Source organism: Caballeronia sp. LZ035 (genome assembly GCF_031451175.1).
Lineage (GTDB): Bacteria > Pseudomonadota > Gammaproteobacteria > Burkholderiales > Burkholderiaceae > Caballeronia.
Window position 1 is genome coordinate 358,551 of the sequence record NZ_JARUXS010000004.1, and the last position, 26,635, is coordinate 385,185.

Below are 26,635 nucleotides of genomic sequence, written 5' to 3' on the forward strand. Positions count from 1 at the left end.
TTCACGCGCCGGTCAGACCCACGACGAGATCGAGAAACGCGCGGGTCTTGGCCGGCGGATGATGCCGCGACGGATGATATGCATAGAGCGGGAAGCGTTCGTCGGGCCAGTCGGGGAACAGGTCGATCAGCTTGCCGCTCTCGATCAGGTGTTCATGCCCGAGCGCGAGAATCTGCGCGATGCCATAGCCCGACAACAAGGTGTTCAGCATCGTGCCTGGATCGTTCAAGGTCAGGCGCCCGCGCGTCTCGACCGTCAGGCGCTTCTTCTTGCGATGAAACTCCCACACAAAGGGCCGCCCCGTTTCAGGATCGCGGAACTCGATGCAGGTGTGCGCGTCATCGGCGAGTGCCTGCGGCGTCGCGGGCTTGCCGCGACGCTTCAGATAGGACGGCGCGGCGACCGTTCGAACCGGTGTATCGAGCAGCTTGCGCCCGATCAGGCTTGAATCACGCGGCGCGCCGAAACGGATGGCGAGATCGAAGCCGTCCGCGATCATGTCGCCGAGCCGGTCACTCGTGATGAGTTCCAGTTCGAGATCCGGGTGCGCCTTCAGGAAGGCATCGAGCTTCGGTCCGAGCAATAGCCGCGAGAAGATCGGATCCACATTCACGCGCAGGCGTCCGCGCACCAGGGTCGCGCCGCCCGATGCCATCGCCGCGGCTTCCTCCAGACCGGCAAGATGCGGCATGACGTGTTCGAAGAAACGCCGGCCGTCGTCGGTGAGCGCGACGCTGCGCGTGGTGCGGTCGAACAAGCGGATCTTGAGGCGTGCTTCCAGCCGCGCAATGGCACGGCTCACGCCGGGCTGCGACATGCCGAGGCGGTCGCCCGCTGCCGCGAAGGTGCCCGCATCGACGATCGCCGCGAACACGCTGATGCCGTTCAGAATGCGTTCATTGAAGCCGGCCATTCATGCCTCCGCGTCATTGACCCTATGTCATTCATGTTATCGCGAAGCCGGATGATTGCGCGCAGAATGAGTTCGGTTCAATTGGCTGAAACAAGGGAGGCAGTACATGGCGCGCATCTTCATCACAGGATCGACTGACGGACTCGGCGCCATGGCGGCGCGGCTTCTGCTCGACGAAGGACATCAAGTCGTGCTGCACGCACGCAATGCGGCGCGCGCCGATGACGCACGAGCCGCCATGCCGGAAGCCGAGGCGATCGTGACCGGCGATCTTGCAGGCATTGCCGCCATGCGCGACGTCGCCGCGCAGGTGAACGCACTCGGACGTTTCGATGCGGTGATTCACAACGCGGGCATCGGTTACCGCGAACCGCGTCGCGTTGAAACCGAAGACGGACTGCCGCAGGTCTTCGCCATCAACGTGCTCGCGCCCTACGTGCTGACGGCGTTGATCGACAAGCCCGCGCGGCTCGTGTATCTCAGTTCGGGCATGCATCACGGCTCGCGCGCGAACCTCGGTGATCTCGCCTGGACGCAACGGCCCTGGCGCGGCGCGCAGGCTTATGCGGAAAGCAAGTTCATGGACGTGCTGCTGGCGTGTGCGGCCGCGCGTTACTGGCCAGGCGTGTTGTCGAATGCGCTCGAACCGGGATGGGTGCCGACGAAGATGGGCGGCGCATCGGCTCCGGATGATCTGGATCTCGCGCATCGCACGCAGGCGTGGCTCGCGGTCAGCGACGATCAACCGGCGCGCGTGACGGGCCGCTACTTCTTCCACATGCGGGAGCGGGACTGCGATCCCGCTGCGCGCAACGAGGCGTTGCAGGATGCGCTGATCGAACAATGCGAGCGTCTGTCCGGCGTGAGAATCGAGCGCTGAGCATAAAAAAACGGGCCCTGCAACGCAAGGGCCCGTCCAATCACTCCAGCACAACCTGTCTTACGCGTGGCGCGCCTTGGCGACCTTCTCCACGTTCATCGAGTCGGCGCGCAGGCGCTCGTACTCCTGTTCGCTCATCGGCACCGCGTCCTTCTTGCCCAGATCGTTCAGGCGGATGCGATACGTCTCACGTGCCGAGTACGCTGCAATCGCGGCGATGATCGTCACGCCGAACGCAATCGCGCCGACCGTCAGCGGGATGTTGTTCGATCCCGGCGGCGCCACTGCGGCAAACAGCGCGGGCAGCAGAGCCGTGATGGTCGTGCCGATGTTCTGCGCAATCGCCATGGCCGAAACACGCGAGCGGGTCGGGAACAGTTCCGGGTAGAAGCTCGGGAAGATCGCGTTATAGCCTTGATACACGACGCCCCACATCAGCAGCGACATCAGGAACGCGAGGGGCACGTTGTGGATGCTGATCGCATACAGATAGCCGAACGACAGCAGGCCGGAGACCAGGGAACCGCCGATCATCATCGGGCGTCGGCCGATCTTGTCCGACAGGTTGCCGACGAACGGAATCACCAGCACCGCAACGATGTTGCCGACCACCGGAATCCACAGATACACGCTCTTGTGGAAGCCGATGCCGTACGAAGACTGCACCGCATACGCCGCACCGAAGATCGTCGCGACGACCGGGATCACGTTCATCAGCGCCATGCAGACCACGCGGACCATGTCGGGCGAGCTGTTGGCGAACGCTTCCTTGATCGGCGATTTCGGCAGGTCGCCGTGCGCGCCTTCGGACGTGAAGGCCGGCGTTTCATGCACTTCCTTGCGGATGATGTAGCCGGCCACCAGCACGAATGCCGACAGCAGGAACGGCACGCGCCAGCCCCACGCATTGAACATGTCTTCCGGCATGAACGTGGCGAGCGGCAGGAACACGGCGGCCGCGAGAATCTGGCCGGCCTGCACGCCTTGCAGCGTGAAACTCGCGTAGTAGCCACGGCGTCCGAACGGCGCGTGTTCGAGAATCATCGAGCTTGCACCCGAGATCTCACCAGCGACCGCGAAACCCTGGACCAGGCGCAGCACCACGAGCAACGCGGGGGCGAACATGCCGATCTGGTGATACGTCGGCAGGAGACCGACGGCCATCGTCGAGAAGCCCATCAGGAACATGCAGATCAAGAGGACGTTCTTGCGGCCGTGCGTGTCGCCCAGATGGCCGAGCACGAATGCGCCGATCGGACGCGCCACGTAACCCACGCCGTACGTCGCCAGCGACGCGATGATCGCCACTTTCGGATTGCCCGACGGGAAGAACAATTGCGGGAAAATCAGTGCTGCCGCTTGTGCGTAGATGAAGAAGTCGTAGTACTCGAGCGCCGAGCCGATCCATCCGCTCGCCGTCGCTTTTTTCGCCTGGCGGCCGCTGTGCGCGTCTTCCATCGGGCTAGCCATAGAAATGTCTCCGAAATAGGTTTATGGAGTTGAGCCTGGAAACTGGCCGAGCGGCGGAGAGTCGAGTCTTGAAACACGCGTCGCTCTGAAAGTGATTGGAGAATAAGAGCGCAACCCCTTTCAATCAACATTCTGTGATAGATTTTGCGCGATTATCGTACGCGTGTGTGCGTTAATCGAACGCTTTTGGGGTTAGCACTAGCCAATGCGCACCCTCTGCGTCCGAAACAGCCGTTGTTCCATAACTAAACAAGCATGTCCGCATGACTAAACCTGCACTCGACAAGCGCGACTGGATTGCGGGGCTGGAGAAGGGCTTGGCAATCCTCGAAGCCTTCGACGATCAGCACGCCCGCATGACGCCCACCCAGGCCGCCGTGCGCACCGGCCTCACGCGCACGGCCGCGCGCCGCTATCTGCTGACGCTTGCGCATCTTGGCTATGTGCAGACGGATGGCAAGCTCTTCAGTCTCACGCCGCGCGTCTTGCGCATGGGCTGGTCCTACTTCGAGTCGGCGCGTCTGCCGCGCATCGTGCAGCCGTATCTGCAACAGCTGAGCGCGCTGATCCACGAATCGGTCTACGTGAGCGTGCTCGACGAGTGGGACCTCGTCATCATCGCGCGCAACGGCTCCACGCGCGTGATGACCACCGGCTTCGTGCTCGGCGCGCGCGTGCCGGCCGCATTGATGTCGGGCGGCATTGCGATGCTTGCGTATCGGGAGGAAGCAGCCGTGCGTCAATGGCTCGACGACACCGAGTTCAAACCCTTCACGCCGCTCACGATCACCAACAAGGCGCAGCTCTACGACAAGATTCGCCATTCGCGTGTCGAGGGCTATGTGGAAATCGAGCAGCAATTGCAGATGGGTGTGCGCGGCGTCGCGGTGCCGATGAAGAACCGTCATGGCGAAGTGGTTGCCGCGCTGTCGGCCAACATGCCGATCGGAAAGGAAACGCGCGAGGCGGCGCTCGCTCGTGTGCTGCAGCCGTTGCAGGAAACGGCGTTGTCGATGTTGAACGTGATCTGAGTCTTATCCGTCTGGCAGACGTCTAAAGGTGAGCGTATTCGGGATCGGGCCGCACTCGCTCGAACAAAGCCCCTTATATAAAGGGTTTGCGCCGCCCGCAAACCGGCCAAAGGTGAGGGTTTTCGGGGGCAATGCAAAGCCCTCATTCTTCGCTCATTCACACTCCCTACACTCGTCCTCATGGTTGCAACAGCGAAAGCGCGCAACTCCATCCGAACATCGAACGAGGAAAAGGGGAACCGACATGAGCCAGAACGTCAACGTACAACATGCCGCGCATACGCACCTTGGCGCGCGTACCGCATTGCTGCTCAAGCTGTCCGTCGTGAGCGTGGTCACTGCGCTTGCACTCGGGGTCGGCTCCGCGCCGGTCTATGCGCAAGCGCTGCCGATGGAGAGCGACACTGCCATCCACGTGCAGCCGGTCAACCTGCGTACGCTGCATGATCAACTGAGTCTCACGCCCGATCAGGAAGTGCAATGGCAAGCCGCGCTCGATGCCATGCGTGACAGTCATGCCGCCGAGCGCATGAACGCCGACCAGATGCAGTTGCGCATGCAGGCCTTGCTGAAGCAGCCGATCCTCGATCTTTCCGCACTGCACGCGCTCGACCAGAAGACGGCGCAGCAGGACGCGCCCTTGTCCGGGCAGTCGGCGAAGGCATGGCTGACCTTCTACGGCTCGCTGAACAATCAGCAGAAGCAGACCTTCAGCGATGCAATGCGTCCGCAGTTCGAGAACATCGCGCATCATCCGGCGCGTCCTTACGATCCGAGAACCGGCCTTTGATGCAGCAATGTGCTGCACGCGCAGCGCAAAAAAAAACGGGCCGGTGCGCAAGGCAGCCGGCCCGGTCGCATCGCGTCAGTGGCAGGCAGCCGCGATGTGACGCGATCTCTCATGCATGCGGCGTGCCAATCTTCGCGCAAAGCGCTTGAGCCTTGCGCAACAGGGCTCACGTCTTGAGACGAGAAAACGTGCTGTCTCATGCAGCCCAACGCACCCGCTAAGCCTGTGCGGCCTCAGCCAACAGTCGCTCAATGCGCTGTAGCCATCGATGAATCCGCCTGACCTTCGCCGGTGCGGATCGCGATCACCGCGAGCAACGCGGCCGCGAGCGGCACGGCGAGCACGAGATAGAAGCCGCTCGGTCCGCCCAGGTTCAGGAACATGCCGCCGACCGCCGAGCCCACGATCGCCCCCACACGCCCCATGCCGATGGCCCAGCCGGTGGCGGTGGCACGCAGGGTCGTCGGATAGGCGCTGACCACCAGATAGTTCAGCGCGATCTGCTGTCCGCCGATGCCAAGCCCCGCCGCGCCCGCGAGCGCGAACACCCATCCCCAAGACGTACCCGCATAGGCCAGGCCGAGCGCAATGGCAATGCCCAGCGCCAGCAGCGCGATCAACAAGCGCCGCGTGCTGATCTTCGGTAGCAGGATGGAGAGCGGAATCGCGCAGACGATAAACACCGCGTTCACCACGACCGTACCGAGCGGCGCTTGCGCGGCGGGCAGGCCGGAGGCCTTCAGCACCGTCGGCAGCCACGAAAGGAACATGAACCACGCGATCCAGTTGAAGCAGTACACGGCCCAGATCGCCACGGTGTTGCGCGCGTTGCCTTCGCGGAACAGCGCGCCGACGCTCGCGCGCGCGGCGGCTTCATGCACGGCAAAGCGCGCATCAGGAGCAAGCGGTTGCGACACGATGCGCGCCAGCACCGCACGAACGGCGCGATGATCGTCGCGTGAACGCGTCACGAGAAAGTGGAGCGACTCGGGCAGCACGAACCAGAGCAAGACAAGCAGCGCGAGCGGCGCCGCGCCGCCCGCGACGAACACACCCTGCCAGCCGATCACGGGCAGCATGCGCGCGGCGAGCAGGCCGCCGAGCATCGCGCCGGCCGGCAGCCCGAGCAGCACGCCGGTCATGATGGCGCCACGATGCCGCGCCGGTCCGTATTCGGCCGCGAGCGCGAGCAGAACCGGCGTGCAGCCGCCCATGCCAAGCCCGGCGATGAAGCGCAGCGCGAGGATCTGCGTGGTATCGCTCGCGAAGGCCGTCGCGAGCGAAGCAAGGCTGAACAGCGCGACGCCGCCGAGCAGCGCAGGACGCCTTCCGACGCGGTCGCCGAGCAACCCGAGCGTCATCGCGCCAAGGGTCATGCCGAGCGTGCCCGCGATGAGAATCGGCGCGAGATCGCCGGGTGCGAGTCCGAATGCCGTGACGATCGCCGGCCCGGTATAGGCGATGGCCTGGGTATCGAAGCCATCGAACAAGGTGGTGAGGAAGCAGAGCAGGAAGATCGTCCACTGGAAAGGACGGACGCGTTCGCGGTCGATCAGCGACGCGATATCGAGAGGCGGTCTCATGAAGTCTCCGTTGTGATTGGCATGCCGGAGAGTAAGAGCGCGATGCGCCAGCCGTCCAATACCGATGGGGACTGAGGCCATACCGTGGGGGTATCGCGCTCATCTTCCGCTCATTCTGCGTTCCTACGATGCAAGGCAAAGGCGGTGCGCTTCTTCCACTCATCCGTACGGCCTTTCCTACAGCACTTTGATCGAGGAGTAGAGCCATGCGTCACTATCCATCGGACAGCCCGCGTGCGGCGGCGCGCATCGTCGTGATGTCGCTGATCGCGGACGGACATATCAGCGGTAAAGAAATCGAAGCGCTCGAACGGCGCGGCTTTTACAGACGGCTCGGATTGCATTCGGGCGAACTGCACGAGGTCGTGCGAGAGGTGTGCGAGGACCTGACACAGTCTTCCTATCTGACGTGGGACGAAGCCTGCCGGGTCGATGCGCGCGTCGTCGAACAACTTGCGAAGGACGTGCGCGACGAGCGCATCAGACGCGAGGTGCTCATGCTGTGCGAGACAGCGGTCGTCGCGGACGGTCACATCACCTGCACCGAGGCGATCGTGCTCGATGCCGTGAAGCGCGCGTGGCTCATCCACTGAGGCAGGTCATTGCAAGGAGGCGACATCATGCAGCAACATATCCTGGTAGCCGTGGGCCCGAGTCTCAGCCATGCCGCGCTTGCGCTCGGCATCGCGCGCGCCCGCGAAAGCAATGCGCGCCTGACGGCGCTTCATGTCGTGGACCGCTTGCCGTTCTGGGCGCTCTCGTCGGTGCAACACGACTTCGGCACGTCGATGGCCTGCATCGAGCAACAGGTGCGTGAAGTCGAGAAGCGCACGTTGCAGGCGATACTTGCATCGAGTGTGAACGGCGTGTGCGTCACGATCGACCTGCCTAGCGGCGCGACGATCGCACGCACGATCGCGCAGGCGGCGCGCGAGTTCGACGCGGACCTGATCGTCATCGGCCGTGCGCGGTCCTTTGCGTGGCGCTTCTGGCAGGAGCGCATGGCCGACGCAGTGAGCCGTCACAGCAATCGCCGCGTGCTGATCGCGACGAACCGCGAGCCTGACGACGCGGCTGCTGCAACAAAAGCGACACCATTGCGCTTTACCATCACCGGTTCGACGCAGCGCACCCCTGCCCCATCGTACCGTTCGAGAGGAAGCTCGCCATGCCGGATCGCATCGTCAAACCGTCCCGACGCACCTTGTTGAAGGGTCTTGTCTCCGGCACCGGACTCGCGCTCAGCGGCGCGGGTCTGGCCGATGCACTGGCGCAAGGGGTCGCGCCCGCCGTCATCGCCTCCGACAAGTTGCGTCCGCAACTACCCGGCGGCGTGATGAGCGGCGACGTCACCGCAACCAGCGGCATTGTCTGGAGCCGCACGGACCGGCCGGCGCGCATGATCGTCGAGTACTCGACGAGCGAGAACTTCAGCACCTTCCAGCGGCGCATCGGGCCGGCGGCGCTGGAGGGCAGCGACTTCACGGCGCGCGTCGACCTGACCGGCCTGCCGCCGGGCGCGGACCTGTTCTATCGCGTGCGCTTCCAGGATCTCGTCGATGGCAAGGCCATCAGCGAACCGGCGACAGGACGCCTGCGCACCTCGTCGCTCGATGCGGCCAAGCCGGTCTGCTTCGTCTTTTCCGGCGATGAAGCCGGGCAGGGCTGGGGCATCAACGAACGCTTCGGCGGTTATCGCATCTACGAAGCCATGCGCCTTGAAGCCCCGGACTTCTTCATTCATCAGGGCGATCAGATCTACGCGGACAGCGTGATCGAAGCCGAAGTCAAACTGCCGGACGGCACGCTGTGGACCAACCTCGTGACCGAAGGCAAGTCGCACGTCGCGCAAACGCTCGACGACTATCGCGCCGCCTTCGCCTATAACCAGCTCGACCGCAACAAGCGCCGCTTCGCCGCCGAGGTGCCGTTCCTCGTGCAATGGGACGATCACGAGGTGCGCAACAACTGGTATCCGGGACAGCAGATTGGCGCGGCGGAGAAGCGCTATCAGACGCGCGCCATCAATCTGCTCGAAGCCCGCGCGAAGCAGGCGATGTTCGAATACAACCCGTACCGCATCAATCAACTGGATCCGGAGCAGGTGTATCGCGGCTTCCAGTTCGGTCCGTTGCTGGACGTCTTCATGCTCGATGAACGCTCGTATCGCGGCGCCAATTCGCCGAACCGGCAGACGCGTCTCGATGCGGACGCCGCGTTTCTCGGCTCGCAGCAGACGGCGTGGCTGAAGGCATCGCTGAAGGCTTCGCGCGCGACTTGGAAGGTGATTGCGAGCGACATGCCCATCTCGCTCGTCGTGCCGGATGCGAACCCCGATGTCCCGAAAGGCACCTTCGAAGCCTGGGCCAACGCCGACAACGGCGCACCGCTCGGCCGCGAACTGGAGCTGGCGGAGATCCTGCGCTTCATCAAGCAGGAGAACATCGAAAACGTCGTCTGGATCACGGCCGATGTCCACTATGCCCAGGCAACGCACTACGATCCGTCGCGCGCGAAGTTCACCGACTTCAAGCCGTTCTGGGAATTCGTCGGCGGGCCGATCAACGCGGGCACCTTCGGCCCGAACGAGCTCGACACGACCTTCGGTCCCGAACTGCGCTATGTGAGCGTGCCGAAGGACAATCCGCAGAACCGTTCGCCCGCGGCGCTGCAACAGTTCTATGGCCGCGCGAGGATCGACCCGGTGAGCCGCGCGATGACCGTCTCGCTGCACGACCTGAATGGCAAGTCGCTCTATGAGGTGAAGCTGGACGTCGAGGGGTAGAAATTGGCCTGCCGGTTCCGGCGCCATGCATGCATGGACGCCGCCGCCGCGCCTTCGCGACAATTCACCCGACATTGAAACGGAGACGCCCAAGCCATGACCCTTCACGCCTTGTTCAGCGCGAACCTGCTGATTGCCTGGTCGGCGTACTTCGTCGGCACCGCGAGCCCCGGGCCGAGCAATCTTGCGATCATGTCGATCGCAAGCCAGTCCGGCCGCCGCCCCGCGTTCGCGTTCGCGGCGGGCGTGATGTCCGGCTCGTGCTTCTGGGCGATGCTCGCGGCGCTCGGGCTGTCGGCGGCGCTCACCGCGTATTCGGGCTTTCTCACGGGCGTGAAAATCTGCGGCGGACTGTACTTGTTGTGGCTGGCGTTCAAGTCGGGACGCGCGGCGCTGCATCCGCCGGTGCGTTCTTCCGCCGCGCCCGCGCGCGATCTTGGCGGCCGCGCGCTCTATGTGCGCGGCGCGTTGCTGCATCTCACGAATCCGAAGGCGATTCTCGTGTGGATGTCGGTAGCGGCGCTCGGCTCGTCGGCGGGTGAGGGGCCCGGTCATATGCTTATAGTGGTGGCGGGCTGCCTGTGTATCGGCGCGAGCGTGTTCGGCGGCTATGCCGCGCTGTTCTCGATGCCGTCCGCGCGACGCATCTACCAGCGCATGCAGCGCGGCCTCGACGGCTGCCTCGCGCTCGTGTTCGGCGCGGCCGGCATCCGTCTTCTGACATCGCGTTCCTGACTCGCTGCGCCGCGGCTACGATGCGTCGCCGATGGCGCATCTGCAACGCCCGATGCAATTCTCTCGTCAATTGTTTTGCGCTCGGCTCCGCTGGCGACTACGCTCAAGCTAAACGCCAGACGGATCCCGAGCACGATGCCGACCGACGATTCACCCCGCAGCACCCCTTCCATCGAGTCCCGCAGCATGGCCCTGGGCGCCGACGTCGCGCGCACGGTGCGCGACGCCTTCGTGTCGCTGGGACGCGAACTCGCCGCCTTCCGCCCGACGCCCGCGCGCGCACTCTTCGCGACACAGGCCATGCTCTCGGTGGCGCTGGCCGTCGCATTGGCCTACGCGTTTCACTTGACCAACATCTGGTGGGCCGCCATCAGCGGCTTCGCGGTCATGCAGTCGAAGTTCTCGGCCTGCGCTCAACGCGGCGTGCATCGCGTGGTCGGGACCGTGGCGGGGGCCATCATCGGCGCGCTTGCCGGGCCGGTGATCGGCGACGTGCCGTGGATCTTCGTGCCGCTGCTCGGCGTGATCGCGGGCGTCTCGGTGTATCGCGCGCTCGCGTCCGATGCGGGCTATGCGTGGGTCCTGGGCGCGGTGACGTCGATGATGGTGACCTTCGAGGCGCATCGGCTCGTGTCCGCTTCCGCGACGGCTTCGTTCGCGCTGTTGCGCGTTGCGGAAGTGGTGGTGGGGACGTGCGCGTGCGTGGCGGTGTCGGCACTGTTTCACGCGGGCCTGCAACACTTCCGCCGCAGGCGCGGCGCAGCGCCGGTGCCGCGCGCGCAGGCGGCGTCCACGGTGGATCGCGTCGATGGCGCGGGCACGCAGGCCATCACCGTGATGCCTTCGGACGCGGCGCAGGCGGTGCAGGCCGTGTCGGCTTCACACGTTGCACGCGCCGCGCAGGTGGCCCGTGAAATGCGCCGGAGGCTCGCCTGGCAGAGCGCATGGGCGGTCATGATCCTGGCCGCGCTGGCTTATGCGTGGAACCTGCCCGGCTTCGCGCAGGCCATGGTGACTGCCGTCGCCGTGCTGATCCTCCCGGCCTCGGCGCTCGGCAAGCCGACGCGAAAGCCCGTTGCGGAGCGCATGATCCAGCGCTTCATCGGCTGCCTGCTGGCAGGGGCGGTGAGTCTCGCGCTGTTGCCCTTGCTCGGCGATTCACCGTGGCTCTGCATGATTGCGCTGTGCGTTGGCGTGTGGATCGGCTGTCACGTGCAGACCGGGGCGCTGGGTGCGAGCTATGTCGGCCGGCAGTTCAGCATCGCCTTCATCATGGTGTTCGTGCAGGATCACCACTGGTCGTCCGACCCGACGCCCGCCGCGTTGCGGCTCGCGGGCATTCTCGGGGGAATCGTGGTGCTGTCCGCCGTGATGGCGGCCAGTGCCGTCTGGTGGGAGAAGCGAACGGTGCGCACGGCGATGCGGTGACCGGAAGCGGTCCGCATCGCCATGCTTATTGCATCAGGCCTCTTCTGACCAGGCCAGGTTCTCCCGCGCCATCAGCGCGCTGGATGCCGCCGGCCCGAAGGTGCCCGCCGTATAGCCGCGCGGACGGTCGCCGAGTTCCTTCCAGCCGTTGAGGATCGGTTCGACCCACGTCCAGGCCGCTTCCAGTTCGTCACGCCGCATGAAGTGCGTGAGCCTGCCGCGAATCACGTCGATCAGCAGCCGCTCGTACGCCTCCGCGCGACGCTGCGTCATGGCCTGCTGCAAGTCCAGATTGAGCGTCACCGGCTGCATGTGCATGCCGCTGCCCGGTTCCTTCGCCATCATCTGCAACTGGATGGATTCCTCCGGCTGCAACGTGATGGTGAGACGGTTGCCGTAATGACGCGGGCCATCGGGGATGATGGAGAACGGCAGATCCGCGAAATCGATGACGATCTCCGAACGGCGATTCTGCATGCGCTTGCCCGTGCGCAGGAAGAACGGCACATTCGCCCAGCGCCAGTTGTTGATATGCGCACGCACGGCGACGAAGGTCTCGGCGCGGCTGTCGGGCGGCACGTTGGCTTCCTCGAGATAGCCCTTCACCGCCTCGCGGCCTACTGCGCCCGCCGTGTACTGCCCGCGCACGGTGTCGCGCGCGATGTCGGCCACGCTCATCGGCCGCAGCGACTTCAGCACCTTGAGCTTTTCGTCGCGCACGGCGTCCGGATCGAGCGAAACGGGCGGCTCCATTGCGACGATGCACAGCAGCTGCAGCAAGTGGTTCTGCACCATGTCGCGCAATGCGCCGGTATGGTCGTAGAAGCCCGCGCGGCTGCCCACGCCCACCGTCTCCGACACCGTGATCTGCACGCTCTTGATGTACGGCGCCTGCCACAGCGGGCCGAAGATCGCGTTGCCGAAGCGCAGCACCATCAGGTTCTGCACCGTCTCCTTGCCGAGATAGTGGTCGATCCGGTAGATCTGCTCTTCCTTGAAGTGCTTGCCGACTGCATCGTTGATGGCTTGCGCCGACGCCAGGTCGTGGCCCAGCGGCTTCTCCAGCACCACACGCGCGTGCTCGTCGAGGATGCCGGCGCTGTCGAGGTTGTCGCAAATGGTGACGAACAACTCGGGCGAGGTCGACAGATAGAACACGCGCTGCGAGCCCGGGCGCGCGGCCTGGCCGAGACGCTGGAAGTCGGACGGATTCTCCACGTCGACGCGCACGTAGTCGAACAGCGCGAGAAATTTGTCCCACGACTGTTCATCGAACACCTTGTCTTCGATGAACGGCCGCGCTTGCTCTTCCATGAAATTCTTCAGATAGTCTTCGCGCGTCCAGTCCTTGCGGCCGATGGCGAGAATGCGCGTGTCGGCGGGCAGGTTGCAGTGCGAGTGCGCCATGTACAGCGCGGGCAGCAGCTTGCGTGCCGCCAGGTCTCCGCCGCCGCCGAAGATGATCATGTCGAGCGGGCGTTCGTTCGAGGGAGAAGTCGGTTGGGTCATGGTGCGTGAGCCGTGAAGGAGTCTGAGAAAGCCAAAGGCGCGGCGATCGGTCGGGATCGGACGAGACAGCTATGTTGCATGTTTTGCCGGTTTTTTGCACGGCAGCGTGCCTGACGGCCGTTCGATTCGACGCCGTCGCGCCCGCGTCCGGCCGGTCGCGCCGGGTGTTTAGCCGGTGTAGCTCAACGAGGGATCCGCGCGCAGCGTGGCCACCGCGAGATCGAGGAACGCCCGCACCTTCTGCGCGACATGGCGGCCTTCGCGATGCACGAGATGAACGGGAATGGCGGGCGGCTCGAATTCCGGCAGCACGATGGCGAGCCGGCCTTCCTGCACATGCTGCGCGACCTGATACGACAGCAGTCGAGCGATGCCGAAGTCCGCGAGCGCGGCGCCGATGGCGGCGTCGTTGGTGGTCGTGGTCAGGCGCGGATGCGCGCGCACGGTCACCTGGCGCTCGCCGTCGTAGAGGCGCCATTCGGGCGGCGTCGATGCCCCGGTGGACGAGATGATGACGTGCGCGGCGAGATCGTCGGGATGACGGGGCGTGCCGTGTTCCGCGAGATACGCGGGCGATGCGCACAGCACGCGCCGCACGCAGCCGACGCGGATCGCCTGCAACGACGAGTCCGGCAGTTCCGCGATGCGCACCGCCACGTCGATGCCTTCGTCCACCAGGTTCACGACGCGGTCGACGAACCAGCAGTTGGCATCGGCTTCGGGATAGCGGCGCAGATAGTCGATCACGACCGGCGTGACGTGCAGGCGGCCGAACATGACCGGCGCGGTGATCGTCAGCACGCCGCGCGGCGAGGTGTGCGTGCCGGTGGCGGACAGTTCGGCGGTGTCGATTTCGCCGAGGATCCGGCGGCAGTCTTCGAAGAAGCCGCTGCCGGCGTCGGTGAGGCGCACGACGCGCGTGGTGCGCGTGAGCAGGCGCACGCCGAGATGTTCCTCGAGTTCCGTCACGACCCGGCTCACGACCGACGGCGACACCTCGAGCTTGCGTGCCGCCGACGCGAAGCCGCCGGTTTCGACCACCGTGACGAAGGTCGACATTGCCTGGAATCGGTCCATGGGAGAAGCGCTGCATGCCGGCTGAAAGGATGCCGTGCATTCTCGGGGATATGTGCGCGCGGCACAATCCACCGTCGCTGTCTCAGGCGCTTTTCCGGCTTCACCGATCTCAGAGGTCGAGTTCGAGCGCATCGCTCGCGTCCGCTGCCGGCACGGCGCAGCAGATCAGGGCTTCGTCGTCGCCGACGTGGAACGCCGGTTCATTCTCGTACGTCACCGCGCCTTTCGCGATGCGCGTCCGGCACGTGCCGCAGGTGCCGCCTCGGCAGTTGAATTCCGGCGCGAGGCCGCTCGCTTCCGCGAGATCCAGCAGCGAACCGCCCTCCGGCTGCCATTGCGCCGTCGTGCCGGACTTGACGAACTGCACCGTCACCGGTTCGGCGGCGGCGGGACGCAGCGGCTTCGCGTCCGCACCGCGATCCGCCGTGCGTCGCAGCGCCGACGGACCAAAGGCTTCCGCGTGGATGCGTGTGTCCGCGACGTTGAGTGCGCGCAGGCCGTCGTAGAGCGTTTGCATGAACGCACCCGGGCCGCACAGATAGAAGTCGTAGTCGTTGAAAGGCAGGCGGCTCGTCAGCAGATCGAGGTCGATTCGGCCCGACGCGTCGTAGTCGCGCCCGAGGATGGCGTCCCGCGTGTCGCTGAGCACGCGGATCAGGTTCACCGCGCCGCCCGAGCTTTGCACGAGCGCGTCGATCTCCTGCGCGAACGCGCGGCTGGCAAGCGCATGCGCCGACACGATCATCCAGGTCGGACGCACGCGGCGCTTGCGCAGCCCTTCGTAGACGATATGCCGCAGCATCGCGAGCATCGGCGTGATGCCGACGCCCGCCGCCATCAGCACGGCGGGCCGCTTTTCCAGTGCATCGATCGTGAAATCGCCGGCCGGCGCGCGCGCCTCGATCGTGCTGCCGGTTCGCAACGTGTCGTGCAGCCAGGTCGAGACGCGTCCGTCGCGCTTCACGCTGATGCGGTACACGCCGTCCGACGGCGCCACGGAGAGCGTGTAGGTGCGAATCAACGGTTTCGCTTCGCCCGGCAGCGTGACACGGATCGGCAGATGCTGGCCCGCCCGGTGCGGCACGAGTCCCGCACCGTCCGCCGGTTCGAGATGGAACGAGCGGATCGAATCGCTTTCGTCGACGATCCGGCTCACGCGAAACACGCGCCACGCATTGGCGAGCGCGGCGGCCTTCAGGCGCTCGGACACCTGCGTCCAGTCGCCGGTCATCAGCGCATTGGGCGACGCGCCGTCGTCGCGCGCCGTCCAGTGCAACGGCAGCGCATCCTCGCGGTACACGATGCGGTGCGGCTTGAAGCGCCACAGCCGCTCGGCGCCCTGAAACGCCGCGATCTCCGGTGAATCCAGCAGCACCTGCGCCTCGCCGGTGAGTTGCAGCAACGTGCCGTGTTCGAAATCCGCGAACACGAGGCCGGCGCGGCCGTTCTCGAGAATATTGCCGAGCGTGTTGAAGAACAGGTTGCCGGCGAAATCGGGAATGGTGAGAAAACCGTCGTCCGAGAGGCGCACGAAGCCCGGCTTGCCGCCCCGATGCGACACGTCTACCTGCCTGCGCCCGTCATCGCGATCGAAATACGACGCGACGTAGAACGAATCGGCGCCCGTGATCATGGCTTTGGCGCGCGGCGTCAGCGCGTCGAGTTCGACCGGCGCCACTGTGCCGGGCGTGCCCGGATCGCGCACGAATTCGAAGTCGCGCAGCTGGATGTATTGCGGGCAGTTGCCGTAGCTCTGCTCCACGGCGACGTCGAAGCGCGTCTGCGCGACGTCGCGATGGATCACGCCGTTCATGCGGTTGCGGCGGCGCGTGTGCAACTCGATGCCCAGCATTCCGATGGCCGCGCCGTCCGCCATGCCGGCTTCGGCGGGATCGAACGGGTCGCGTGCGTGGCCGATGCGCAGCGTGTGCGCGTCGGGGGTCTGCATGAAGCCGGGATGCCCGGCGATCAGCGTGGCCCAGGGATCGCCGCGGCTATCGACCGTGCCGACGACCATGAACGGCAGTTGCGCGAAGAACTGGCGATGCTGGTCCGGCATGTAGTCGCGCACGACGCGCCGGCCCATGCTGTCCATCCGCTCGTACACGCCTGCGGCCTTCTGCAGCGCGATCTCGCCGCGATGCCACGGTGCGGGAGCGACTTTGGGAACAGGATTGAGAACCGCTGGGCTGGACATGATCGTATGCCTCCACACGCCGGTGGGGCGGCGGTGCCGCCCTGGATGACTTTACGCCGCGAGTCCCGCGGCTGTCTTTTTGAACGGAACGAAGCCAGGCAGCGCCTCGACACGGCGCAACCAGGCGTTCACATTCGCGTAACCCGACAGATCGACATTGCCTTCCGGCGCGCTCGCGATATAGCTGTACAGCGCGACATCGGCGATGGTCGGATGGGCGCTGCCGATGTCCGCGATCCAGTCGCGCCGGGCCAATTGCGCATCGATGACGCCGAGGATCGAATGGGCGCGCGCGATGACTTCTTCCGCGTTGAACTTGGCGCCGAAGACGGTCACGAGGCGCGCGGCAGCGGGCCCGAAGGCGATTTGTCCCGCCGCGACCGACAACCAGCGCTGCACGGCGGCTTCCTTGGCGGGATCGTGCGGCAGCCAGTTTGTATCGACCGACTTGCGGGCAAGATAAACGAGAATGGCGTTCGAATCGGCGATGACGTGCTTGCCATCGACCAGAACGGGAACCTGGCCGAAAGCATTCAGCTTGAGGAATTCCGGCGTTTTGTGGGCGCCCTTTGCGAGGTCGACGACTTCTTCCTCGTGCTCGATCGCCAGCAGGTTGATCATGAGGCGCGCACGGTGCGCATGCCCGGACAACGGAAAGGTGTAGAGCTTCACGGCAAGATCCCCTGGGTTGATTGTCGGCCGCGTGGCGGGTGCGGCCGGTGAATCAAGTATGGGTTCTTGCCTTCAAAGGGAGAATGGAACGGAAAATCAAATCACTCTTCTCGAAACGAGAATGGTGATGGCTGGATCGTTCGAACACTCACCACTTAAACAAGTCAGTTCGAAGCCGGCACGTTCGCCTTGTTGCCCGCGAGTGGCGAGCCATAGCCGCCGCTGTTCGCGTTGTTCGGCAAGCCGTTGACGAGCTGCGCGCGGGGATCGGACGGATTGAGGTTGAGCTCGCCCGCCTGTGCATTGCCGTGCGACGGATATTGGCTGCCGAGCGGCGCGTTCGGCATGAGCTTCGTGCTGTTCTGCGGCGCGTACATGTCCGTTTCCGGGCTTGGGTGAAGCTGTGCGAACGCAGCGGGGGCCGCCAAGGTTGCGGCAAGAGCGAAGGTGAGGGAAGTGCAACGCGGAATGCTCACTTTCATGACAGGCTCCTGTGAGGATGGGCCGTACGGAAATCCAGTGTAGTCCTCCGGGCGCGGGCATTTCCGCATCACCCTACCGCCGACCAGTCCAGCCTTTGTTCCTTATTTCTTCTTGTGTTTCTTGAGTTTGGCCTTGCGTTGCGATTGCTCGTCGATGATCCGCACGCGATGCTTGTCCTTCATCTTCTTCCACTGTTTGCACTCGTCCTTCGTGCGCATGCAACCGATGCAGAAGCCGGTCTTGTCATCGAACTTGCAGATGCCGATACAGGGTGATTCGACTGCCATGATGTCCTTGTATGTCGTTTCGCAAAGTTTGGTAGGCGGCGGCCAGACCGTCGCGCGGCATTGAAGGAAGCACGACGCGCTCCCGCATGTCCTCACCGTTGCAACGAATGCAGTAAAATCCGGCTCCCGCATCGCCTCACCTCAAGCGCCGTCGAGCAGCGCCCAGCGGCACGCGCCTTGCTTTTGTCCAGGGAGCCGGGCATCGATGCCGGCTGCGCTCCCGCCACGCGGTGCCCCTCAGCCTATTTCAAGAAGCGAGCCGACTCCATGCCGCAAGCTCCCGGCCCGCGCCGGCCACCCGCCAAGATCCTGCCGCCCGAGGCGCCCGGCGTGCGCGCGCTGGCCTCGCTGATTACCGGTGTCGTCGTGATCTGCGCGCTGTACTTCGGGCGCGCGGTCATGATCCCGATCATTCTCGCCATCCTGCTGAGCTTCCTGCTTGCCCCGTTCGTCGATTTCCTGCGCCGCCTGCGCTTCGGCCAGGTGCCTTCAGTGATTGTCGCGGTGATCGTTGCGCTGTCGGTGCTGACGGCCGTGGGGGCGCTGATCGGCGCGCAGGTGGCGCAACTCGCCGGCGATCTGCCGAAATACCAGGTCGCCGTCGAGCGCAAGATCGACGCTGTCCAGCGCGTCACCGTAGGTCGCGCCGACGAATTCCTCGGCCGCGCCTCGCGGGCGTTGAAGCGGATTTCGCCGGCCCGCGAGCAGGAACAGAAGAACGAGGACAACCCGGCGGCGTCGCCGATCGACCAGCCGATGCCCGTCGAAGTCCACGAGCCGACGCCGACTCCGCTCGAACTCGCGCAGCGCTTCCTGTCGCCGGTCATCAGTCCGCTGGAAACCACCGGCATCGTGCTGGTGGTCGCGATATTCATCCTGTTGCAGCGCGAGGATCTGCGCGACCGCCTGATCCGCCTGTTCGGCTCGCGTGACCTGCATCGCGCCACCACGGCCATGGACGAGGCCGCGCGGCGTCTGTCGCGCTATTTCCTCGCGCAGCTCGGCATCAACATGGGCGTGGGCATCGTGATTTCCATCGGGCTCGCGATCATCGGCGTGCCAGGCGCGCTGCTGTTCGGCGTGACCACCGCGCTGTTGCGCTTCGTGCCGTATGTCGGAACGTGGATCGCGGCAATTGTCGCGGTGGTTTTCGCAGCGGCCGTCGGCCCCGGCTGGGCGATGCTCGTCTGGACCATCGTGCTGTTCGGCGTGACGGACATCGTCGCGGGGCAGGTGGTGGAGCCGCTGCTCTACGGGCACAGCACCGGGCTGTCGCCGTTTGCGGTGATCGTCGCGGCGATCTTCTGGAGCTGGATCTGGGGGCCGATTGGCCTCGTGCTGTCGACGCCGCTCACGCTCTGTCTCGTGATTCTCGGCCGTCACGTGGACCGGCTGGAATTCCTCGACGTGCTGTTCGGCGACCGGCCCGCGCTCACGCCCGCCGAAAACTTCTATCAGCGCCTGCTCGCGAACGATCCCGACGAAGCTTTGGTCCAGGCCGAGACGCTGCTGAAGGAGCGCTCGCTGATCGCGTATTACGACGAAGTCGCGCTGGAAGGCCTGCGCTACGCGCACAACGACGTGCTGCGCGGCGTGGTCACGGCCGACCAGTTGCGACGGATCAACGAGTCGGCGCTCGACATCATCGAAGGCCTGGAAGATGCCGCCGATACCGCCGTGACCGCCCTCCCGAAGGAAGACCTGCCCGCGAGCTTCGAGACTCACGACGACATGCCCGCGCTCCGGCCGGAAACGCCGCCCGCGCGCTTCGATGCGCAGAAGGAAGGGCACACGGCGTCGGTGCTGTGCATCGCGGGTCGCAGCGAACTCGACGACCTCGCCGCGACCATCGCCGTGCAGTTGTTCCGCAAGCACGGCCTGTATGCCGATCTCGCCGGCTACGAACGCTTCTCGCGCGGCCGCTTCGGCGAAGTGGACCTGTCGGGCGTGACGATCATCTGCGTGGTGTCGTTCGATGCGGCCGAATCGCCGCCGTATCTGCGCAACCTGCTGCGTCGGTTGCATCAGCGCGCGCCCGTGGCGGAGCTGATCGTCGGGCTGGTGTTTCCGGATCGCGAACTGCAGGGCGAAGTGCTGGTGCGCACGAGTTCAGCGGCGGTGTCGTTCCGGGAACTGGTGGAGGCGTGCGTGGCCGCCGCACGCCGTCAGACCACCGATGGCGCGCCGTGGGCCGGCCTGGGCGGCGCGGACGGCGAAGCCGCGCTCAACGGCCCGCCCGCTCCCGGCGACGCCCGCGAGGATCTGCCCGAACTGCGCAACGCGTGATACCGCAGCTCAGCGGTTGCCGTCGAAGAGATCGTTGAGCATGGTGTCGAAGGCGGCCTGCGCGTCTTCGAGTTCCTGAAGCGCGGCGTCAAAGGTTTGCAGCGCCATCTGTGACGGACGGCCGTCGCCTTCGGGCGGAAACTGGGTTTGCAGCGCCAGGAAGGCGGATTGCACCTGCCGCGTGGCGTTGACGATACGTTCCATCGCTCGCGCTTCTTCCGCGCGATTGTTCTCTGCGGTCATCGGAGACACTCCTCGTGGGTCTTGCTTCGGCAATGCTCCGATAGTACCAAGCGATGCGGGTTTCGCGTTCCTGCCGCGGCGGCGTTCCGCTCAAACCCGGGCAACGGTGAACAGCCGCACGGCTTCGTCGAGCACCACGGCGCGCTCCGCGAGCCGCTGGGCGGTGGCCGCCGCCTGTTCGACGAGCGCCGCGTTCTGCTGGGTCGAATCGTCGAGATGCGCGACGGCCTGATTCACCTGCGCAATGCCGTCCGCCTGCTCGCCGCTGGCCTTTGCCACTTCCATGATGATCGTCGACACGCGGTTCACCGCTTCGTCGATGGCGCGCATCTGGCTCGTCGTGCGCGTGACGAGGCTCGTACCTTCCGCGATCTGCGCGACGCTCGTTGCCACGACGCCCTCGATTTCCTTCGCCGACGCCGCGCAACGCTGCGCGAGATTGCGCACCTCGGTCGCGACGACTGCGAACGAGCGGCCCGCTTCGCCCGCGCGCGCCGCCTCGACGGCCGCGTTCAGCGCAAGGATATTGGTCTGGAAGGCGATGCCGTCGATGACATCGGTGATGTCCGCGATGCGCCGCGACGCCGCCGTGATGCCGGCCATCGTCTGCTCGACCTGGCTCGCGATGCGTCCGCCGTCGTCGGCCGCGGCCTGCGCTGCGCGGACAAGTTCGAGCGCGCGCACGGTGGCGTCGGCGTTGCCTTGTACGGTCGTGGTGAGCTGGTCCATCGTCGCGGCGGTCTGTTCGAGCGAGGCCGCCTGCATCTCCGTGCGGCGCGACAGATCCGTGTTGCCGCTCGAGATTTCGTTGGCGGCGTCGAGCACGCCGCCAATCTGTCCACGCACATCAAACACGATGGCTGCCAGATTCGCCTTCAACTGGCCGAGCGCGCGTTGCACGTCGCCGAGATCGTCGTGGCGGGCATCGGGCATGTCGACGGTCAGATCGCCGGCCGCCATGCGCGCGGCAAAGCCGGACATCGTGCGAACGGGCGCATCTACTTGTCGCGACAACGCGAGCCAGCCCGCCAGGCCGACCGCCGCGCTTGCACCGAGCGCGCACCAGAAGGGCAGCGGCGGCGCACCGCGCCAGCCGGCCAGCGCGGCGAGCAGCATCGCGACGGGCATGGCCGCGAAGCCCAGCCCCAGCCGCATGCGGACCGGCAGGTTCGCCAGCGCCGCGAGTTGTCCCGCGAAACCGTTTCTCACGAGCGCGCCGCGCACCAGCCGATGCGACGCGTCGCCCGCCTTCAGTTGCGCGTACAGCGTGGCGGCTTCGCGCACTTCGTCGTGCGTCGGCTTCACGCGCACCGACAGATACCCGACCACCTTGCCATGCTCCATCACCGGCGTGACGTTCGCGCGCACCCAGTAGTGATCGCCGTCCTTGCGGCGGTTCTTCACCAGCGCGGTCCACGGACGGCCGGCGCGGATGGTCGCCCAGAGATCGGCGAATGCTTCGCGCGGCATGTCGGGATGACGGATCAGATTGTGCGGCTGGCCAATCAGCTCTTCGCGCGAGAAGCCGGAGACCGAAACGAAGGCGGGATTGCAGTACTGGATGTTGCCGGAGAGGTCGGTGGCGGAGACGAGCATCTCCGAGGCGGGAAATTCGAACGCTTGCTGAGTAACAGGTTGGTTGTTGCGCATGATGTCCTTGCTTCGTTCTCAATGCGCGGCCGTTCGTCGAGAACAGCGCGCCGTGAATTACAAGGACATAACGGCTATATCCCCACATTCTTGAGGGATATCCGAGCAAAACGCTCAAGTGCGGCGGGCTTTGTGCCGATAACGTGCGCCCGCCGCCGTGAGCTTTTTATTGCGCGCTCCAGCCGCCGTCGATCTGCAGCGCCGAACCGCGCATTTCGCTGGCGGCATCGGAGCAGAGGAACACGGCCATGTCGCCGATCTGCTGCGCCGTCACGAATTGAGCCGACGGCTGCTTGTCGCCGAGCAGTTTGGTGCGCGCGGCATCGGCGGAGAGCGACTCGCGGGCGGCGAGATCGTCGATCTGCTTCTGCACCAGCGGCGTCAGCACGAAACCCGGGCAGATGGCGTTGACCGTCACGCCGCTGCGCGCGTTTTCGAGCGCGGCGACTTTGGTCAAACCGAGAATGCCGTGCTTCGCGGCCACGTAGGCCGACTTGCCCGCCGAGCCCACCAGCCCGTGCACCGACGCGATATTGATCACGCGGCCCCAGTTGCGCGCACGCATCTGCGGCAGCGCGACGCGCATGGTGTGAAACGCCGAACTCAGGTTGATCGCGATGATGGCGTCCCAGCGGTCCACCGGAAACTCGTCGATGGTCGCCACGTGCTGGATGCCCGCGTTGTTCACGAGGATGTCGACTGCGCCGAACGTGTCGTTCGCGAAGGCGATCATCGCTTCGATCTCGTCCGGCTTGGTCATGTCGGCTGGGTGATGCACGGCTTTCGCGCCGGCTGCCTCGATCTGCTTGAGCGCGCCTTCGACATCGCCGAAGCCATTGAGCACGAGGTTCGCGCCGGCGCGGGCGAACGCCGTCGCGATGCCGAGACCGATGCCGCTCGTCGAGCCGGTGACCAGCGCCGTCTTGCCGGCGAGCGAAGTGTTCGATGCGGTTTGAGTCATACGCGGTGAATTTCCTTCGGTTGAATGTGGACTTCCGCGGAAGTGTGGGGCGTCGTGCGCGCGACGTGAATTGGGGTTGCCGTGGGGAAGGTCGCGGCAACCCGGCGCGTCAGAGCGTCAGACGAGGCCCGTCAGGTAGTAGACCGTGATGACGAAGAAGACGGCGAGCGTCTTGATGATCGTCACGGCGAAGATGTCGCGATACGACTCGCGGTGCGTCAATCCGGTCACCGCCAGCAGCGTGATGACCGCGCCGTTGTGCGGCAGGGTGTCCATGCCGCCGGATGCCATCGCGACCACGCGGTGCAGCACTTCGAGCGGAATGTGCGCGGCCTGCGCGCCGGCGATGAACGTGTCGGACATCGCGGCCAACGCGATGCTCATGCCGCCCGACGCGGAACCCGTGATGCCCGCGAGCGCGCTCACCGAAATGGCCGCGTTGACGAGCGGATTCGGAATGCTCTTGAGCGCATCGGACACGACGAGGAAGCCCGGCAACGCCGCGATCACGCCGCCGAAGCCGTATTCAGACGCCGTGTTCATGGCCGCGAGCAGCGCGCCCGCGACCGCCGCGCGCGTACCCACGGCGAAACGCTCTTTCACCCGACCGAACGCGGTCAGCAGCACGAGCACGATGCCGAGCAGCAGCGCGCCTTCCACGGCCCAGATCGCGACGACGGTCTTGACCGCCGTCGTGACGGGCGCGTGGATGCCGGGAAGCACCTCGGGCGCGACGGTGTAGCTCGCGCCGTACCACGTGGGAATCCACTTGGTCAGCGCGAAGTTCGCCACGCCGACGAGGATCAGCGGCGCGATCGCCAGCACCGGATTGGGCAGCGAGGTCGACTCGACGCGTTCCGGCTCGTTCACGAGCGACGTGCCGTAGCCTTCGCCCTTGGCCATGGCCGAGCGGCGGCGCCATTCGAGGAAGGTCAGGCCCACCACGATGATGAACACCGAGCCGATCACGCCGAGCCACGGCGCGGCCCAGCCGGTCGTCTTGAAGAACGTGGTCGGGATGATGTTCTGGATCTGCGGCGTGCCGGGCAGCGAGTCCATCGTGAAGGAGAACGCGCCGAGCGCGATGGCGCCGGGCATCAGGCGCTTCGGGATATTGCTCTGGCGATACATCTCCGCCGCGAACGGATAGACCGCGAACACGACGACGAACAGCGACACGCCGCCATAGGTGAGCAGCGCGCACACGGCGACGATCACCGCATTGACGCGCGACCTGCCGATATAGCGGATCGCCGCGGCGACGATCGACTCGGAGAAGCCCGACAACTCGATTACCTTGCCGAACACGGCGCCGAGCAGGAACACGGGGAAGTAGAGCTTCACGAAGCCGACCATCTTCTCCATGAAGATGCCGGAGAAGACGGGTGCGACGGCGGCGGGATCGGTGAGCAGGACGGCCGCGAGCGCGGCGATCGGGGCGAACAGGATGACGCTGTAGCCGCGATAGGCGGCGAGCATCAGGAACGCCAGGGCGGCGAGCACGATGAGGAACGACATTGAGTCTCCGTGAATGGTTTGTTCTTGAACGTCCCATGCGCCTTTTCTGAAAGCGCCGGAGGCCGTTTCGACGCGGGTGACGCGCCGCGCGGGCAAATGCAGCTTTCGTGCCAGATCAGGTGCGGCAAGGCGGGACGGGCTTCCGGCAAGCATGATCGCCCGATATTTCAGGACGATGTCTCCGAACCGGGACGATTCGAAAGCTGCAAGCTTCCTTTCGACCCGGCTTCATCCGCCCAAAACTAGTGTCAATGCGGATTGCGCCTCAGTCTCCGAATTGAGATAGTCAGTCTCGAAAACGAGATGAGGAGACATGCACGGCATGCGCAACGACTGGATCAACGTCCCTGCGGACTATAGCGCCGTGATGCGTCGCGCGATGGAATCGCTGTTCAAGACCTTTGAGAATCTGAGCGAAGGCACCTTCATCGTCGACGCGGACGCGCGCGTCGTGTGGATCAACAAGCGCTATGCGGCGCGCTTTGGTTTTGAAGATCCGCTGGATGCGATCGGGCTCGATTGCGAAAGCGTGATCCCCAACAGCCTGATGCGCGAAGTCGTGGCGACCGGCAAGCCGATCCTGCTCGACGTGCTCGAAACCGATCGCGAGCCGCTCGTCGTCACGCGTCTGCCGCTCAAGGACGAGGCGGGCACGACCATCGGCGGCATTGGTTTCGCGTTGTTCGACGAAATGAAGGCGCTCACGCCGCTCTTTGCGCACTATGCCCGCGTGCAGCAGGAACTGATCGCCACGCGGCAATCGCTCGCGCAGGCAAGGCGGGCGAAGTACACGTTTTCGAGCTTCGTCGGCACGAGTCCGGCGAGCCTCGAAGTGAAGCGGCAGGCGCGGCGCGCAGCGCTGGTCGATTCGCCCGTGTTGCTGCTCGGCGAAACCGGCACCGGCAAGGAACTGCTCGCACACGCGATCCACGGCGCGTCGACGCGCGCCGGCAAGCCGCTCGTCACGGTGAACGTCGCGGCGATCCCGGACACGCTGCTCGAAGTGGAGTTCTTCGGCGCGGCCGCCGGCGCCTATACGGGCGCGGAGCGGCGCGGGCGTATCGGGAAGTTCGAACTGGCCGACGGCGGCACGCTCTTTCTCGACGAAATCGGCGACATGCCGCTGCCGCTTCAGGGCAAGCTCCTGCGCGTGCTGCAGGACAAGGAGTTCGAGCCGCTCGGCTCGAACCGCATCGTACGGGCGGATGTGCGCATCATCGCGGCGACGTCGGCGGATTTGCCCGCGCTGGTTGCGGCGGGGCGCTTTCGCGCGGACCTGTTTTATCGTCTGAATGTTCTGACGATTCACGCGCCGCCGCTGCGCGAACGGCTCGACGATATCGAAGCGCTCGCCTACGCCATTCTCGAAGACCTTTCGGCGGATACGCGGCCGGGACACGTCGGCCACTTCGTGCTGCACAAGGATGGCTTGCGGCTGCTCGAGGCGTACCCGTGGCCCGGCAACGTGCGCGAACTGCGCAATACGCTCGAACGGGCGCTGATGCTGTCGGAGTCGCAGCACATCGACGCGCGCACGCTGAGCACGTTCATCGATGCCAATCGCGTGGTGCTCGCGGCGCAGTCCGAGCCCGCCGTGCCGGACAACCCTGAACCGCCGCTGTTATCCCACGCTGATGCGATGGCGGATTTCGAGCGGCGCTACCTCTCGGATGCGCTACGCGCGAGCGGCGGGCGCGTGGCGGATGCGGCGGAGCGGATCGGCATTGGACGCGCGACGCTTTACAAGAAGATCGCGGCGCTGGGCATTGCCGTCTGAGGGTTGCCGCGCACAACAACAGGGGCGCGAAAGCTCCGCGTGGCATACTCGCGAAATCGAAAATAACGACCAAGAATCAAAGGGGTAAGGGATGAAGATCGGCACGTCATTCGGCCTTTCAGTCATGCTCGCGGGCAGCGCGTGGGCGCTCGCCGGATGCAGCAGCGCGCCGCCGCTGTTTTCCGCCGATGGACGCCCCACGCAGCAGATCCAGTGTCCCGGGTACGGCGGCTGGCGCAACTGCACCGACAACGCGAAGGCGCTCTGCCCGAGCGGCTACGATGTCCTCGATCAATCCACCGATAACAATCAGAACACGCTGCTCGTCGCCTGCAAGGCGAGCCAGTAACCCTTCAGTGT

The 26,635-nt window shown here is 65.3% G+C and carries 24 protein-coding genes; 11 read left to right on the plus strand and 13 right to left on the minus strand.

The window, feature by feature from the left end; translation table 11 throughout:
• Position 1: 1 nt before the first annotated feature.
• Positions 2 to 913, minus strand: coding sequence for a LysR family transcriptional regulator (locus tag QCE88_RS31985; RefSeq protein WP_309909273.1), 912 nt, complete (start codon positions 911 to 913; stop codon positions 2 to 4).
• Positions 914 to 1,019: 106 nt separating this feature from the next.
• Between QCE88_RS31985 and QCE88_RS31990 the strand changes: the two genes are divergently transcribed.
• The gene (locus QCE88_RS31990; RefSeq protein ID WP_309909275.1) at positions 1,020 to 1,793 is read left to right on the plus strand and encodes an SDR family NAD(P)-dependent oxidoreductase; all 774 of its coding nucleotides are present in this window, start codon (positions 1,020 to 1,022) and stop codon (positions 1,791 to 1,793) included.
• Between the two features lie 60 nt (positions 1,794 to 1,853).
• Here the strand turns inward: QCE88_RS31990 and QCE88_RS31995 are convergent, their stop codons facing one another.
• Positions 1,854 to 3,263, minus strand: a complete 1,410-nt coding sequence (locus QCE88_RS31995; protein WP_309909277.1) for an MFS transporter — start codon at positions 3,261 to 3,263, stop codon at positions 1,854 to 1,856.
• 263 nt (positions 3,264 to 3,526) lie between these two features.
• Here QCE88_RS31995 and QCE88_RS32000 point away from each other — a divergent pair, with 263 nt between their 5' ends.
• Together QCE88_RS32000 and QCE88_RS32005 are read left to right on the plus strand one after the other, a co-directional pair.
• A complete protein-coding gene (locus QCE88_RS32000) occupies positions 3,527 to 4,294 on the plus strand; it encodes an IclR family transcriptional regulator C-terminal domain-containing protein (protein ID WP_309909279.1) in 768 nt (255 codons plus the stop codon).
• 244 nt (positions 4,295 to 4,538) lie between these two features.
• Entirely contained in the window at positions 4,539 to 5,084 is a 546-nt protein-coding gene (locus tag QCE88_RS32005) for a periplasmic heavy metal sensor (RefSeq protein WP_309909282.1), read from the plus strand.
• Between the two features lie 248 nt (positions 5,085 to 5,332).
• Here QCE88_RS32005 and QCE88_RS32010 read toward each other — a convergent pair whose 3' ends face one another.
• Complete coding sequence (locus tag QCE88_RS32010; protein WP_309909283.1) at positions 5,333 to 6,667, minus strand: MFS transporter; 1,335 nt, start codon at positions 6,665 to 6,667, stop codon at positions 5,333 to 5,335.
• Between the two features lie 206 nt (positions 6,668 to 6,873).
• Between QCE88_RS32010 and QCE88_RS32015 the strand changes: the two genes are divergently transcribed.
• The 5 genes from QCE88_RS32015 (at position 6,874) to QCE88_RS32035 (ending at position 11,615) form a co-directional block, all read left to right on the plus strand.
• Positions 6,874 to 7,260: a TerB family tellurite resistance protein gene (locus QCE88_RS32015; RefSeq protein WP_309909284.1), complete on the plus strand. Its 387-nt coding sequence runs from the start codon at positions 6,874 to 6,876 to the stop codon at positions 7,258 to 7,260.
• Between the two features lie 27 nt (positions 7,261 to 7,287).
• Complete coding sequence (locus QCE88_RS32020) at positions 7,288 to 7,878, plus strand: universal stress protein (RefSeq protein ID WP_309909285.1); 591 nt, start codon at positions 7,288 to 7,290, stop codon at positions 7,876 to 7,878.
• Positions 7,836 to 9,452: an alkaline phosphatase D family protein gene (locus QCE88_RS32025; protein ID WP_309909286.1), complete on the plus strand. Its 1,617-nt coding sequence runs from the start codon at positions 7,836 to 7,838 to the stop codon at positions 9,450 to 9,452. The genes QCE88_RS32020 and QCE88_RS32025 overlap by 43 nt, the downstream gene beginning before the upstream one ends.
• 96 nt (positions 9,453 to 9,548) lie before the next feature.
• Positions 9,549 to 10,187, plus strand: a complete 639-nt coding sequence (locus QCE88_RS32030; RefSeq protein WP_309909287.1) for a LysE family translocator — start codon at positions 9,549 to 9,551, stop codon at positions 10,185 to 10,187.
• Positions 10,188 to 10,373: 186 nt separating this feature from the next.
• Positions 10,374 to 11,615 carry an FUSC family protein gene (locus QCE88_RS32035; RefSeq protein ID WP_309909288.1) on the plus strand — a complete coding sequence of 414 codons (1,242 nt, stop codon included), beginning with the start codon at positions 10,374 to 10,376 and terminating at the stop codon, positions 11,613 to 11,615.
• Positions 11,616 to 11,648: 33 nt separating this feature from the next.
• Here QCE88_RS32035 and zwf read toward each other — a convergent pair whose 3' ends face one another.
• The 6 genes from zwf to QCE88_RS32065 form a co-directional block, all read right to left on the minus strand.
• Positions 11,649 to 13,124, minus strand: coding sequence for a glucose-6-phosphate dehydrogenase (gene zwf, locus QCE88_RS32040; protein WP_309909289.1), 1,476 nt, complete (start codon positions 13,122 to 13,124; stop codon positions 11,649 to 11,651).
• Positions 13,125 to 13,292: 168 nt separating this feature from the next.
• Positions 13,293 to 14,201, minus strand: coding sequence for a LysR family transcriptional regulator (locus tag QCE88_RS32045; protein ID WP_309909290.1), 909 nt, complete (start codon positions 14,199 to 14,201; stop codon positions 13,293 to 13,295).
• 109 nt (positions 14,202 to 14,310) lie between these two features.
• Entirely contained in the window at positions 14,311 to 16,398 is a 2,088-nt protein-coding gene (locus QCE88_RS32050; RefSeq protein ID WP_309909291.1) for a pyridoxamine 5'-phosphate oxidase family protein, read from the minus strand.
• Between the two features lie 51 nt (positions 16,399 to 16,449).
• Positions 16,450 to 17,070, minus strand: coding sequence for a glutathione S-transferase (locus tag QCE88_RS32055; protein ID WP_309909292.1), 621 nt, complete (start codon positions 17,068 to 17,070; stop codon positions 16,450 to 16,452).
• A 164-nt stretch (positions 17,071 to 17,234) separates the two neighbouring features.
• Entirely contained in the window at positions 17,235 to 17,552 is a 318-nt protein-coding gene (locus QCE88_RS32060) for a hypothetical protein (protein ID WP_309819065.1), read from the minus strand.
• Positions 17,553 to 17,654: 102 nt separating this feature from the next.
• Entirely contained in the window at positions 17,655 to 17,840 is a 186-nt protein-coding gene (locus tag QCE88_RS32065) for a DUF1289 domain-containing protein (protein ID WP_309909294.1), read from the minus strand.
• A 267-nt stretch (positions 17,841 to 18,107) separates the two neighbouring features.
• On the opposite strand from QCE88_RS32065, the gene QCE88_RS32070 reads away from it, so the two are divergent.
• Positions 18,108 to 20,126, plus strand: coding sequence for an AI-2E family transporter (locus QCE88_RS32070; protein WP_309909295.1), 2,019 nt, complete (start codon positions 18,108 to 18,110; stop codon positions 20,124 to 20,126).
• A gap of 9 nt (positions 20,127 to 20,135) precedes the next feature.
• Here QCE88_RS32070 and QCE88_RS32075 read toward each other — a convergent pair whose 3' ends face one another.
• The 4 genes from QCE88_RS32075 to QCE88_RS32090 form a co-directional block, all read right to left on the minus strand.
• Positions 20,136 to 20,369: a hypothetical protein gene (locus QCE88_RS32075; protein WP_061120011.1), complete on the minus strand. Its 234-nt coding sequence runs from the start codon at positions 20,367 to 20,369 to the stop codon at positions 20,136 to 20,138.
• Between the two features lie 90 nt (positions 20,370 to 20,459).
• Positions 20,460 to 22,019 (minus strand): methyl-accepting chemotaxis protein, encoded by a 1,560-nt coding sequence (locus QCE88_RS32080; RefSeq protein ID WP_309909297.1) that lies wholly within the window; start codon positions 22,017 to 22,019, stop codon positions 20,460 to 20,462.
• A gap of 166 nt (positions 22,020 to 22,185) precedes the next feature.
• On the minus strand, positions 22,186 to 22,980 hold the full coding sequence (locus tag QCE88_RS32085; RefSeq protein ID WP_309909299.1) for a 3-hydroxybutyrate dehydrogenase: 795 nt from the start codon (positions 22,978 to 22,980) through the stop codon (positions 22,186 to 22,188).
• A gap of 117 nt (positions 22,981 to 23,097) precedes the next feature.
• On the minus strand, positions 23,098 to 24,498 hold the full coding sequence (locus QCE88_RS32090; RefSeq protein ID WP_309909300.1) for a GntP family permease: 1,401 nt from the start codon (positions 24,496 to 24,498) through the stop codon (positions 23,098 to 23,100).
• A 322-nt stretch (positions 24,499 to 24,820) separates the two neighbouring features.
• Between QCE88_RS32090 and QCE88_RS32095 the strand changes: the two genes are divergently transcribed.
• Entirely contained in the window at positions 24,821 to 26,275 is a 1,455-nt protein-coding gene (locus QCE88_RS32095; protein ID WP_309821151.1) for a sigma 54-interacting transcriptional regulator, read from the plus strand.
• Positions 26,276 to 26,366: 91 nt separating this feature from the next.
• Entirely contained in the window at positions 26,367 to 26,624 is a 258-nt protein-coding gene (locus QCE88_RS32100; RefSeq protein WP_409018258.1) for a hypothetical protein, read from the plus strand.
• Positions 26,625 to 26,635 lie beyond the last annotated feature (11 nt).

Bases quoted from the DNA above. Each gene is read 5' to 3' on its own strand.
- QCE88_RS31985 (WP_309909273.1), bottom strand. From the start codon at position 913: ATGGCCGGCTTCAATGAACGCATTCTGAACGGCATCAGCGTGTTCGCG.
- QCE88_RS31990 (WP_309909275.1), top strand. From the start codon at position 1,020: ATGGCGCGCATCTTCATCACAGGATCGACTGACGGACTCGGCGCCATG.
- QCE88_RS31995 (WP_309909277.1), bottom strand. From the start codon at position 3,263: ATGGCTAGCCCGATGGAAGACGCGCACAGCGGCCGCCAGGCGAAAAAA.
- QCE88_RS32000 (WP_309909279.1), top strand. From the start codon at position 3,527: ATGACTAAACCTGCACTCGACAAGCGCGACTGGATTGCGGGGCTGGAG.
- QCE88_RS32005 (WP_309909282.1), top strand. From the start codon at position 4,539: ATGAGCCAGAACGTCAACGTACAACATGCCGCGCATACGCACCTTGGC.
- QCE88_RS32010 (WP_309909283.1), bottom strand. From the start codon at position 6,667: ATGAGACCGCCTCTCGATATCGCGTCGCTGATCGACCGCGAACGCGTC.
- QCE88_RS32015 (WP_309909284.1), top strand. From the start codon at position 6,874: ATGCGTCACTATCCATCGGACAGCCCGCGTGCGGCGGCGCGCATCGTC.
- QCE88_RS32020 (WP_309909285.1), top strand. From the start codon at position 7,288: ATGCAGCAACATATCCTGGTAGCCGTGGGCCCGAGTCTCAGCCATGCC.
- QCE88_RS32025 (WP_309909286.1), top strand. From the start codon at position 7,836: ATGCCGGATCGCATCGTCAAACCGTCCCGACGCACCTTGTTGAAGGGT.
- QCE88_RS32030 (WP_309909287.1), top strand. From the start codon at position 9,549: ATGACCCTTCACGCCTTGTTCAGCGCGAACCTGCTGATTGCCTGGTCG.
- QCE88_RS32035 (WP_309909288.1), top strand. From the start codon at position 10,374: ATGGCCCTGGGCGCCGACGTCGCGCGCACGGTGCGCGACGCCTTCGTG.
- zwf (WP_309909289.1), bottom strand. From the start codon at position 13,124: ATGACCCAACCGACTTCTCCCTCGAACGAACGCCCGCTCGACATGATC.
- QCE88_RS32045 (WP_309909290.1), bottom strand. From the start codon at position 14,201: ATGGACCGATTCCAGGCAATGTCGACCTTCGTCACGGTGGTCGAAACC.
- QCE88_RS32050 (WP_309909291.1), bottom strand. From the start codon at position 16,398: ATGTCCAGCCCAGCGGTTCTCAATCCTGTTCCCAAAGTCGCTCCCGCA.
- QCE88_RS32060 (WP_309819065.1), bottom strand. From the start codon at position 17,552: ATGAAAGTGAGCATTCCGCGTTGCACTTCCCTCACCTTCGCTCTTGCC.
- QCE88_RS32065 (WP_309909294.1), bottom strand. From the start codon at position 17,840: ATGGCAGTCGAATCACCCTGTATCGGCATCTGCAAGTTCGATGACAAG.
- QCE88_RS32070 (WP_309909295.1), top strand. From the start codon at position 18,108: ATGCCGCAAGCTCCCGGCCCGCGCCGGCCACCCGCCAAGATCCTGCCG.
- QCE88_RS32075 (WP_061120011.1), bottom strand. From the start codon at position 20,369: ATGACCGCAGAGAACAATCGCGCGGAAGAAGCGCGAGCGATGGAACGT.
- QCE88_RS32080 (WP_309909297.1), bottom strand. From the start codon at position 22,019: ATGCGCAACAACCAACCTGTTACTCAGCAAGCGTTCGAATTTCCCGCC.
- QCE88_RS32085 (WP_309909299.1), bottom strand. From the start codon at position 22,980: ATGACTCAAACCGCATCGAACACTTCGCTCGCCGGCAAGACGGCGCTG.
- QCE88_RS32090 (WP_309909300.1), bottom strand. From the start codon at position 24,498: ATGTCGTTCCTCATCGTGCTCGCCGCCCTGGCGTTCCTGATGCTCGCC.
- QCE88_RS32095 (WP_309821151.1), top strand. From the start codon at position 24,821: ATGCGCAACGACTGGATCAACGTCCCTGCGGACTATAGCGCCGTGATG.
- QCE88_RS32100 (WP_409018258.1), top strand. From the start codon at position 26,367: ATGAAGATCGGCACGTCATTCGGCCTTTCAGTCATGCTCGCGGGCAGC.